This is a genomic window from Oceanobacillus sp. Castelsardo (assembly GCF_001659985.1).
Classification (GTDB): Bacteria; Bacillota; Bacilli; order Bacillales; family Amphibacillaceae; genus Oceanobacillus.
Genome location: NZ_LYCS01000001.1, coordinates 612,770 through 623,468 on the forward strand (window position 1 = coordinate 612,770; position 10,699 = coordinate 623,468).

8 protein-coding genes are annotated in these 10,699 nt (G+C 35.0%); 1 reads left to right on the plus strand and 7 read right to left on the minus strand.

The window, feature by feature from the left end; translation table 11 throughout:
- Position 1: 1 nt before the first annotated feature.
- The 6 genes from priA to A9178_RS03155 all read right to left on the minus strand — a co-directional run bounded on the left by priA (position 2) and on the right by A9178_RS03155 (position 7,947).
- Positions 2-2,410 (minus strand): primosomal protein N', encoded by a 2,409-nt coding sequence (priA, locus tag A9178_RS03130; protein ID WP_068672444.1) that lies wholly within the window; start codon positions 2,408-2,410, stop codon positions 2-4.
- Positions 2,407-3,615 carry a bifunctional phosphopantothenoylcysteine decarboxylase/phosphopantothenate--cysteine ligase CoaBC gene (coaBC, locus tag A9178_RS03135; protein WP_068672445.1) on the minus strand — a complete coding sequence of 403 codons (1,209 nt, stop codon included), beginning with the start codon at positions 3,613-3,615 and terminating at the stop codon, positions 2,407-2,409. The genes priA and coaBC overlap by 4 nt, the downstream gene beginning before the upstream one ends.
- Before the next feature lie 127 nt (positions 3,616-3,742).
- The gene (gene rpoZ / locus A9178_RS03140) at positions 3,743-3,946 is read right to left on the minus strand and encodes a DNA-directed RNA polymerase subunit omega (RefSeq protein ID WP_082918067.1); all 204 of its coding nucleotides are present in this window, start codon (positions 3,944-3,946) and stop codon (positions 3,743-3,745) included.
- Positions 3,943-4,563 (minus strand): guanylate kinase, encoded by a 621-nt coding sequence (gene gmk, locus A9178_RS03145; RefSeq protein WP_068672446.1) that lies wholly within the window; start codon positions 4,561-4,563, stop codon positions 3,943-3,945. The genes rpoZ and gmk overlap by 4 nt, the downstream gene beginning before the upstream one ends.
- Positions 4,564-4,820: 257 nt before the next feature.
- Positions 4,821-5,081: an extracellular matrix/biofilm regulator RemA gene (gene remA / locus A9178_RS03150; protein ID WP_068672447.1), complete on the minus strand. Its 261-nt coding sequence runs from the start codon at positions 5,079-5,081 to the stop codon at positions 4,821-4,823.
- A 205-nt stretch (positions 5,082-5,286) separates the two neighbouring features.
- Positions 5,287-7,947, minus strand: coding sequence for a cation-translocating P-type ATPase (locus A9178_RS03155; protein ID WP_068672448.1), 2,661 nt, complete (start codon positions 7,945-7,947; stop codon positions 5,287-5,289).
- A 110-nt stretch (positions 7,948-8,057) separates the two neighbouring features.
- On the opposite strand from A9178_RS03155, the gene A9178_RS03160 reads away from it, so the two are divergent.
- Positions 8,058-9,761 carry an Rqc2 family fibronectin-binding protein gene (locus A9178_RS03160; RefSeq protein WP_068672449.1) on the plus strand — a complete coding sequence of 568 codons (1,704 nt, stop codon included), beginning with the start codon at positions 8,058-8,060 and terminating at the stop codon, positions 9,759-9,761.
- Between the two features lie 16 nt (positions 9,762-9,777).
- Here A9178_RS03160 and A9178_RS03165 read toward each other — a convergent pair whose 3' ends face one another.
- A complete protein-coding gene (locus A9178_RS03165; protein WP_068672450.1) occupies positions 9,778-10,653 on the minus strand; it encodes a LysR family transcriptional regulator in 876 nt (291 codons plus the stop codon).
- Between the last annotated feature and the right edge of the window lie 46 nt (positions 10,654-10,699).

A 10,699-nucleotide genomic window follows, 5' to 3' on the forward strand; every position in this document is an offset into this window, starting at 1 on the left:
TCTACATAAAATGATATGGTTCTAAATCCACCGTAATCAAAAGATTTTTTTTTCTTATATCGTCCGAAAAATATTCCAATATTTTATTTAATAACGGTCGTAAATTTGGTTCATTTTTGTATTTTATCATGCATTGATATCGATATCTATCTTTGATACGTGGGATTGGCGATGGTGTTGGTCCTAACACGACTGTATTTCTTTTCACATACTTCATCAACAGTTGAACAATTGTTTGTGTCCTTTGTACTGCTAACACGTTATTTTCATGCGAAACCGTGATTAGCACAAGATAAAAATACGGTGGATACTTGAATTTCCTTCTCATCGACATTTCCTTTTCATAAAAGTCAAGAAAGTTGTAAACACTCGCAAGTTCTATACTATAATGATCTGGAGTATACGTTTGAACAAGAACTTCACCTGTTAATTCATGCCTTCCAGCTCTCCCACTAACTTGAGTTAACAGTTGAAACGTTCTTTCACTAGATCTGAAATCTGGTAGATGAAGCATAGAATCAGCCGTAAGAACACCAACTAATGTAACATTTTCAAAATCTAGTCCCTTAGCAATCATTTGTGTACCTAATAAAATATCAGCTTTTCGATCGCCAAATTCTTTTAAGATTTTTTCATGTGACCCTTTTCTTCTCGTTGTATCAACATCCATCCTTAAAATTCTTGCTTCTGGAAGCAGTTTACCTAACGCTTCCTCTACCCTTTGTGTTCCTGTTCCAAAATAACGGATAGAATCACTTGTACACTCTGGGCAGCTTGTAGGAAGATTCGTCTCATAAGAGCAATAATGACATTTTAGCCGATTGGAATTTTTATGATAGGTCAACGCGATATCACAATGAGGGCATTCCATGACGTGTCCACAATCACGACACATAACAAAAGTAGAATAACCCCTTCTATTCAATAGAAGCACTACTTGTTCCCCTCTTTGAATACATTGTTCCATTTTTTCCATAAGCTTTCTAGAAAACATCGTACGGTTTCCTGCATGAAGCTCTTTACGCATATCAATAATATCAACATGTGGCATCGGTTGATCATTAGTACGTTTACTCAGTGTAGCTAATGTATATACCCCTTTACTCGCTCTAGCATAAGATTCTAATGTCGGTGTTGCACTCCCCAGAACAACTGGACATTGATGATACTTCCCTCTCTCAATTGCTACATCCCTCGCATGATAGCGTGGTTGATCTTCTTGCTTATACGTTGTTTCATGTTCTTCATCGATGATAATTATTCCTAAATTTTCAAAAGGAGCAAAAATCGCGGACCTGGCACCGACTACAACCTGTACTTCTTTCCGATGGATTCTTCGCCATTCATCATATTTTTCCCCTGCGGATAAAGCACTGTGCATGACCGCTACCTTTTTACCAAAACGACCTTTAAAACGTTCTACCATTTGTGGAGTTAACGATATTTCAGGAACAAGTACAATCGCTTCTTTTCCTTTACTTATTACGTTTTGAATAGCTTGTAAATATACTTCTGTTTTTCCACTCCCCGTTACCCCATGCAGTAGAAATACTTCATGTCGATTTTCGTTAATAGTTGTATGAATTGGTTCGATTGCATTTTTTTGCTCTTCTGTTAATGGTAATGGTGTCGTACGTTTAATGGCATTATCATTATATGGATTGCGGAAGATTTCTTGTTTATACGTTTCTAAAATTCCTTTATCAACTAAATTCCTTATCGTACTAGAAGTAGTCTTCGCTTTATTTATTAATTCTTTTTGCGAAATTGGGTTTGGAAATTCTAAAAAATACGAAATTACCTGTTTTTGCTTATTCGCATTTTTGGGAATATCCATTAATGCTTCTTCAAGTAAATAGGATTCCTTGGAGGGTTTTACCATTACTATTTGTTTTTTTGTTATTTTTGACTCAACAAGATATTCAATGGATATTTCCCCTTCTTGAATTGCCTTTTGTAATTGATAATAACTAATATTTGCATTTTCAAATTCTTCATAATCTATAAAGTCTCTACCCGCAAATAAATGTTCCAATTCCTTAGTTAAAACTTCATCAGTTTCCCGAATTAATTGTTTCCTATACTTTGACTTTAAAACCTGTGGCAACATAGCCTGTAATGCAGTAATCGATAAACTTAACGTATTATTAGCAACCCACTTACCTAAATCAAGTAATTCTTTCGTTAAAACAGGAGTAATATCTAATACATCAACAATATCTTTTAACTTATCAAATGATGATTCCGAAATACGGTCAACGACAAAGCCCATAATCTTTCTAGGACCAAATGGTACAATTACTCGCATCCCCGGTTCTACTATCTCTTGAAACCTATTGGGAATGGAGTAGTCAAAAGTTTGATTGATGGCGCTCGATGGTACATCTACTATCACTTTTACTATATTCACTGGCTATCAGCTCGCAAATCACGGTCAATCAAAAGAAATAACTTCCTTGCTATTGCTTTTTTCGAAGCGATACTTAGTTCTTCCTTTTCATGAAACCTATTCACATAGGTAACAATATTGGTATCGGCTCCAAAACCTGCACCTTCCTCAGCTACGTTATTAATAACAATAGCATCTAAATTTTTCTTTTCCAACTTGTCTAAACCATATTCTAATGGATTGTTCGTTTCAGCAGCAAAACCAACTAAAAATTGATTCGTTTTCTTTTCTCCTAATGATTTTAAAATATCTTTCGTTCTTTCCATTTCGATATTCCATTCACCAGGTTGCTTTTTCATTTTTTGATTGTAAATTGTTTTCGGTCTATAGTCTGCAACAGCCGCTGCCTTAATAACGATATCACTTTCTGAAAAAAACTCATTCATCTTTTCATACATTTCTTCTGCAGTTTCGATATCTACTCTTATTATGCGATTATTATTCACTTTTTGTTCAGTAGGTCCAGAGACTAGTATTACTTCTGCACCCATTTCAGCAGCAACATGTGCAAGCGCAAAACCCATTTTTCCTGTTGAACGATTTGTAAAAAAACGAACAGGGTCAATCTTTTCCCTTGTTGGGCCAGCTGACACTAGAACTCTCTTTCCAGACAATAATAAATTATTATTTTGATGTTCTTCCAAAACCTCTATAATCGTTTCTGGCTCTTCTAATCTACCTTTCCCAACATAGCCACAAGCTAAGTAACCAGCACCAGGTTCAATAAAATGATACCCCCATTCTTCTAATTTCCTCATATTCTTTATAACAGCTGGGTGCTGATACATATGTACATTCATTGCTGGTGCAACGTAAACCGGTGCCTGAGAAGCTAATAATGTTGTAGTTAACATACTATCAGCCATTCCATTTGCTACTTTTCCGATTATGTTTGCAGTTGCAGGTGCAATGAGAATCAACTCTGCCCAATCAGCTAAATCAATATGAGCAATTTTTTCCGGATCCTTTTCATCAAAAGTGTCTGTATATACTGGATTTCTAGATAGTGCTTGAAACGTTAACGGTGAAACAAATTTACTTGCGCTTTCCGTCATGATTACCTTCACATTAGCACCCTTTTGCGTTAACTTACTCGTAAGTGCACATGCCTTGTACGCAGCTATTCCACCTGATACACATAATAAAATATTCTTTTGGATCACCACTTTTTCTCCTCTCCAAACGTTCGACATATTCTGCTTTATTTATACTATAAGTGCCAAATAATATTAAGACAAACGAAAAGTCTAGATACAGAAAACCCCCGCAAATTTGCGAGGGCTTTCCTATTATTTATTCATCATCAGCTTCTAAGTATAACTTTCCTGCAACGACTTCCTCAAGTGCCATTCCAACATATTTCTCAGACCTAGGATTTTCCACCTGTAGATCCTTCGTTTCACTCACTTGTCTTGCACGCTTAGCTGATAAAATGACGAGTTTATATTTTGATCTTACTTTTTCTTGTAAAACATCAATGGATGGTTCTAACATCATATTTGATCATCCTCCAGTATTTTTTTGTATTGTTTAGCAATTCGTTCTCTTTTTAAATGCTCACTTTGAATAATTGATTCGATTTTTTCTACAGCATGATCAACCTGGTCGTTCACCACAACATAATCATACGCATCCATCATATCAATCTCTTTCCTAGCTTCCTTTAATCGATTTAACACTAAATCACTCGATTCTGTACCGCGACCAAGTATACGATTCTTCAATTCATCTAGACTCGGTGGGAATAAGAAAATGAAAACACCTTCTGGAAAATTCTTTTTAACTTGCAAGGCACCTTGAACTTCAATTTCAAGAAAAACATCAAAGCCTTTTTCTAAAGTTTCCTCCACGTACTTACGCGGTGTTCCATAATAATTATTAACATACTTAGCATATTCTAAAAGCTCATTTTGTTCAATTAAACTTTCAAATTCTTCTCTTGTTTTATAGAAGTAATCTACACCATCAAATTCTCCTGGTCTTTTTTCTCTTGTCGTCATGGAAATAGAATACTTAAGATCAGTTGCCTTCTCAAATAATCTTTTTCTTACTGTTCCCTTTCCAACTCCAGATGGACCTGAAAGAATAAATAAGATTCCTTTCTCATCTTTCAAAACATTTCCTCCTATTAGTGCGTGTTCAAAAAGGAGGATGAAAAGGACCGAGCAGTTCGAGGCGGCGTAGCTTTGAGCAGCGGAACGTATGCGATTAATACGTGAGCCGCGGAAAAGCAAGCCAACGAACTTCCACAGGATGTGGTGACTTCGACGTTCGTCACAGGACGTGACGGAACTTAGTCGAAGGTCCCCTGTACCGAAGTATCATTTTCACCGGACTTTTTGAACAACCTCTAGTTTATCAAATACAGAATTTACTCCTCTGTAATTTCATCATTGCTTATGACACGTTGTCCAACAGTTTCTGGTTGAACAGCGGATAACACGACATGGTCACTATCAGTAATAATAACTGCTCTCGTTCTACGACCATACGTAGCATCAATTAACTTATTGTTATCTCTTGCTACAGTAATAATTCGTTTGATAGGTGCTGATTCAGGTGAGACAATCGAAATAATTCGATTTGCTGAAACTACATTTCCAAATCCGATATTAATCAAACTTAAACTCAAAATTTTTCCCCCTATATCTTTCTATGTAGATAACCAACCAGTCAAGCGTGATAATTCATTATACAATAGTTAATTAATAAAAAGATAGAATCTTTATCATTCATTATATAAAATTATTATACTGTGCATTATTATAGCATAACGTAGATTAAATATGAAAAAGGTTCGAGAAAATGTATCAATCAATTTCTCGAACCTTCACTATTTACTTATTGGATCTTTTAAAGGCAAATAATACGGTCGGTATTGCACTCAGCGCACCAATTAATAACCAATCTTTTAGCGGCAAGCTTGTAGTATGGAAAATTGGTTGTAATGGTTCCCAATAGATAACGACTAATAATAGTATAATGGAAGATAATACCGCTGCAACAAGGTATATATTTCCAAAGGGATTCCTATCGAAAATAGAATTCTCCGCTCTACAATCAAATACATGAATTAATTGAGCCATGACTAAAGTAGTAAATGCCATCGTTTGCGCATATACAAGATTTTCAGGATTATTTTGATATGCAACCATAAAGGCTATCAATGTAACTAAACCAATTACTATCCCACGGCTAATTATTTTGAACCCTAATCCTCTTGAAAAAACTCCTTCTCTTGGACTTCGTGGCGGTCTTTTCATCGAATTTTCTTCTGCTTTATCTAAACCCAGGGCCATCGCTGGAAGCCCGTCCGTTACTAAATTCACCCATAGAATTTGAACCGGTACTAACGGAAGTGGCAGTGCTAATAACATAGCAAATAGCATCACTAATATTTCTCCAACGTTGGAAGCTAATAAATAACGGATAAATTTCCTTATATTCTCATAAATATTCCTACCCTCTTTAATGGCAGATTTAATAGTAGCAAAGTTGTCATCCATTAAAACAAGGGAGGATGCTTCTTTTGTTACATCCGTACCATTTATTCCCATACTAATACCAATATCACTCGCTTTAATTGCTGGAGCGTCATTTACTCCGTCACCAGTCATAGCAACGATATGCCCTTTTTCTTGAAAGGCTTTAACAATTTTCAATTTATGTTCAGGAGTTACTCTAGCAAAAACATACGTATCATCGATAATGTCTTCTAATTCCTCTACTGACATTTGATTTAATTGGTGCCCTTCTAGAACTAGTCCATTTTCTGGTAACAAATTTAGGTTTCTAGCGATAGCACTTGCTGTATTTACGTGATCCCCAGTAATCATTACTGTCTTAATTCCAGCTTGTCTACATTCTTCTATCGCTGATTTCACTTCTTTTCTTGGTGGATCAATCATTCCATAAAGACCAATAAAGGTTAATTCATTTTCTAAAAACGCATCATCTAATGTATCTTTCGTGGTTAATGGTCGGATACCAACAGCTATTGTTCTTAGTGCTTTATTTGCCATATCTTCCATGGCCTTTTCAATTTTCACTTTATCTTCTTTTTTTAGAATTTCTCTATTCTTTTCTTTTAATTGATAGGACGTTCGAGGAAGCAATACATCTGGGGCACCTTTTGTAATTAATAATCGTTTTCCATTCTCATCTTCTATAATGACACTCATTCTCTTTCTATCGGAATCAAATGGAATCTCTTTTATAATTTTAAATCTTTCCTCATCCATTGGTTTTAAACCTATTTTCCTAGCAGCTACTAATAGCGCCCCATCTGTAGGGTCACCATCGATAAAATATTTACCCTTTTTAACCATTAAGGAAGAATTATTACAAAGCACCCCATATAAAAGCATATTCTTCAAATTCGGATAATCATTTTCTATCTTTTTATTATTTAGAAAAAAGTCCCCATGGATATCGTAACCATCCCCACTTACATATAGATGTTTACCATTTAAGAATATTTCCTTTACAGTCATTTGGTTTTCTGTCATTGTACCTGTTTTGTCGGAACAAATAACGGAAGCTGTACCAAGTGTTTCCACTGCAGATAATTTTCTTACGATAGCTTTTTTCTTAATCATTCTTTGTACACCTAATGATAATGCTACAGTCACAATTGCGGGTAATCCTTCAGGGATAGCTGCAACCGCAAGAGAAACTCCGGCTAAAAACATATCATATGTTGGTTTTCCTTCAAGAATTCCTAATACGACAACTAATGCGGTTAATAATAACGCAACTACAATGAGTATTTTTCCTAATTCAGCTAATCGTCTTTCTAGTGGGGTTGGACTTTTCTTAGTATTGGCCATCAATGAAGCGATTTGGCCCATAACCGTGTTCATACCTATTCCAACAACAACACCAATTCCTGATCCTCTTGTAACAAGTGTTCCCATAAATCCCATATTTACCTGGTCTTGGGCATCTAAATGTTCTTTACGAATGGCACTTGCATGTTTAACTACTGGAAGTGACTCCCCAGTAAGAGCGGATTCTTCTGTTTCCATACTATTCGACTTTGTAATTCGTACATCTGCGGGAACTCGATCCCCACTATTCATTCGAACAATATCTCCAACTACTACCTCTTTTGAAGGAACCTTCTCCCATTTTCCGTCACGAAGAACATTTGCCATTGGTGCAGATAGTTCCTTAAGTTTTTCCAATGACTTTTCTGCCTTTTGCTCTTGAAAATAACCGATAAGCCCATTTACTAATACTATGATCATAATCGCAATGGCATCGACATATTCCCCAAGCAATCCAGCAATCAATGTAGCCGCAAGCAATACTATGACCATAAAATCTTGAAACTGTTTTAAGAAAATAAGCCATTTTGGTGTATGTTTTTGTGATTTAAGCTCGTTTTCACCATATTGTTTCCGACGTTCCTGTACTTGTTTTTCATTCAATCCTTTACTTGATAAAACATGTAACTTTTGTTCTACCTTTTCTACATCTAATTGATACCACTTCATCCTCATTCCTCCGCGATCATTATAGTACATGAAATTCTTCCATAGCTCTATCTGATATCTATGCATACTTGTCCTAAAAAATGCTATAATTGCACATGGAGGTGAATCAAATGCCATTTGATGGTATTGTCACTAGAGCTGTTACAGAAGAATTAAAAAAGGAACTTATACCTGGAAGGATTACGAAAATATATCAACCAACTCCAACTGAACTTGTTTTCACCGTTCGTAGTAAGGGTAAAAATCATTCATTATTGTTATCCATTCACCCTACTTATGCTCGCTTTCATATAACAGAAGATATATACAAAAACCCTAAAGAACCACCTATGTTTTGTATGATATTAAGGAAATATTTATCAGGGGCAATTATTGAAGCGATAGACCAAAAAGGGATGGAACGAATTATAACGTTTACCATACAATCTAAAAATGAAATTGGAGATATTAGTCAAAAATTACTCATTTTTGAGCTAATGGGTAAGCACAGTAATGTAATGCTTGTCGATAAAGAAAAAGGACATATTTTGGACAGTTTCAAACACATCTCTATAGCACAAAATAGACATCGAACTATTTTACCGGGACAAAAATATATATTGCCCCCTAATCAAAATAAATTAAATCCATTAGAAATTAATGGTGAAGATTTTATTAAACGTTTAGATTTTAATGCTGGAAAAATGGAAATGCAGTTTGTTGAAACATTAGAAGGATTTTCGCCTTTTATTGCTAGGGAGCTATTACATCGGATTGATTTAGGTTCCACCTCTGTTTATATGGATACATTTGACAAGATAAAAGAACAATTAATCGATAACAAATATGTACCCGCGATTTATCGAAACAATAAAGAAGACTTTCACGTAATCCCTATCTCATCATTTTCGGGAGATGTAGAGTCATTCGAAGATGTGAATAAAATGCTTGATGCTTTTTACTCAGGTAAAGCAGAGCGAGATCGGGTTAAACAACAAGCAAAGGATTTATACCGATTTATCCATAATGAAAAAAACAAAAATGAAAGAAAATTAAAGAAACACGAAAAAACAATAAAAAAAGCAGAGAATGCCGAGGAGTATCAACGACTAGGGGAATTACTTACAGCTCACATGCACCTAATTTCCAAAGGGGATAAAGAAGTAAAAGTTTTAGATTATTATGATCCAGAACAAAAGGAACGAATGATTTCTATAAATCCTAATAAATCACCTAGTGAAAATGCCCAAAATTACTTTAAAACGTATCACAAATTAAAAACATCAAAACATGTCGTTGAAAAAGAAATAGAAAAAACGAAAGAGGAAATTTCTTATTTTGATCAATTGCTACAACAAATGGATGTTGCGGGAGTAGAGGATATTGAAGATATACGAGAGGAATTAAGGGAAGAAGGTTATTTGAAGAAACAAAGGAAAGATAAAAAGAAAAACAAGCCTTCTAAACCAGTTCTTGAAAAGTATATATCTTCCGATGGTACAGAAATACTTGTTGGGAAAAATAATAAACAAAATGAATACTTAACGATGCGATTAGCACGACGGGATGAAATATGGCTTCACACGAAAGATATCCCAGGTTCACATGTCATTATTCGTTCACCTGAACCAAGTCAAAAAACATTGGAAGAAGCAGCGGTCATTGCAGCATATTTCAGTAAATCCCAGAACTCTTCTACCGTCCCCGTAGATTATACAAAGGTAAGACACGTTAAAAAACCAAATGGAGCAAAACCAGGCTTCGTCATATATGAAAATCAGAAAACGTTATTCGTAACACCTTCCAAGGAAAATGTTGATCGTTTAAGAGCTTAAAAAGCAAGCATTCTAGTTAGGAATGCTTGCTTTTTAAATATTTTGTAGAAGTTAATGCAGTAATAAAATGGTCCACTTGAGGTAATTGTCTTACCCCTTCTTGAAAACAAATCCATGTATCACGTGTAACCGGCTTCCCATCTAATTTTAATGGTACATTCGGATACTCCTCTTTCATTGAATCCGATACACTCTCCGGCAATACTGCCATTCCAATTCCCTGTTTCATAAACTGCTTACACGTCTCAATTTGATCCACCGTCATCATTTTTAATGGCTTAATTTTATCTTGATGAAAATATAGCCAATTATCAACTTGGTCATGCATGCTATCATCACTGCTAAATGAGATTAGCGGGCGTTCCTTTAATTTGTCTTTGGGAAATTCCTCCGTATCAAAAATATATAAAGGGTCAGAAAACAAGTGAATGCAAGTACTGTTTTTTAATTTTTGTCCACGGATAATGCTCACATGGTATTTATTAAAATTTCTCATGATGTCTTCACTAATACCCGTGACTAAGTCAATCGTTACTTTTGGAAACTTTGTTGTATATTCTCCCAAGATACCTGGTAAAAATCGTTGACTTATAAGGGAGGAACAAGCAATCGATAATGTTCCTTGTACATCATGACTCGATTTAGCCAATTCATTTTTTAATTTCTTTTCTTTTTCAACAATTTCTTTCGCATAATTTAATATGATTTCACCACTTGGTGTTGGAATAAGTTCTTTAGATGTACGAATGAATATTTGTTCTCCAAAATATTCTTCCATATATTTTAACCTTTGCGTTACAGCTGGTTGAGAAACTAAAATAACTTTGGCTGTTCCCCTGATTGTTCCAATTTCATTCAACTTTAATAGTAATTCATAATCTTCTATTTTCATAGCGGTCTATCCTTTAATCACATTATTTATAACTAATTATATAGGA

What these genes read in the sequence shown, in the direction of transcription:
- rpoZ (WP_082918067.1), bottom strand. Translation starts at nt 3,946, where the DNA reads ATGATGTTAGAACCATCCATTGATGTTTTACAAGAAAAAGTAAGATCA.
- A9178_RS03155 (WP_068672448.1), bottom strand. Translation starts at nt 7,947, where the DNA reads ATGAAGTGGTATCAATTAGATGTAGAAAAGGTAGAACAAAAGTTACAT.
- A9178_RS03160 (WP_068672449.1), top strand. Translation starts at nt 8,058, where the DNA reads ATGCCATTTGATGGTATTGTCACTAGAGCTGTTACAGAAGAATTAAAA.
- A9178_RS03165 (WP_068672450.1), bottom strand. Translation starts at nt 10,653, where the DNA reads ATGAAAATAGAAGATTATGAATTACTATTAAAGTTGAATGAAATTGGA.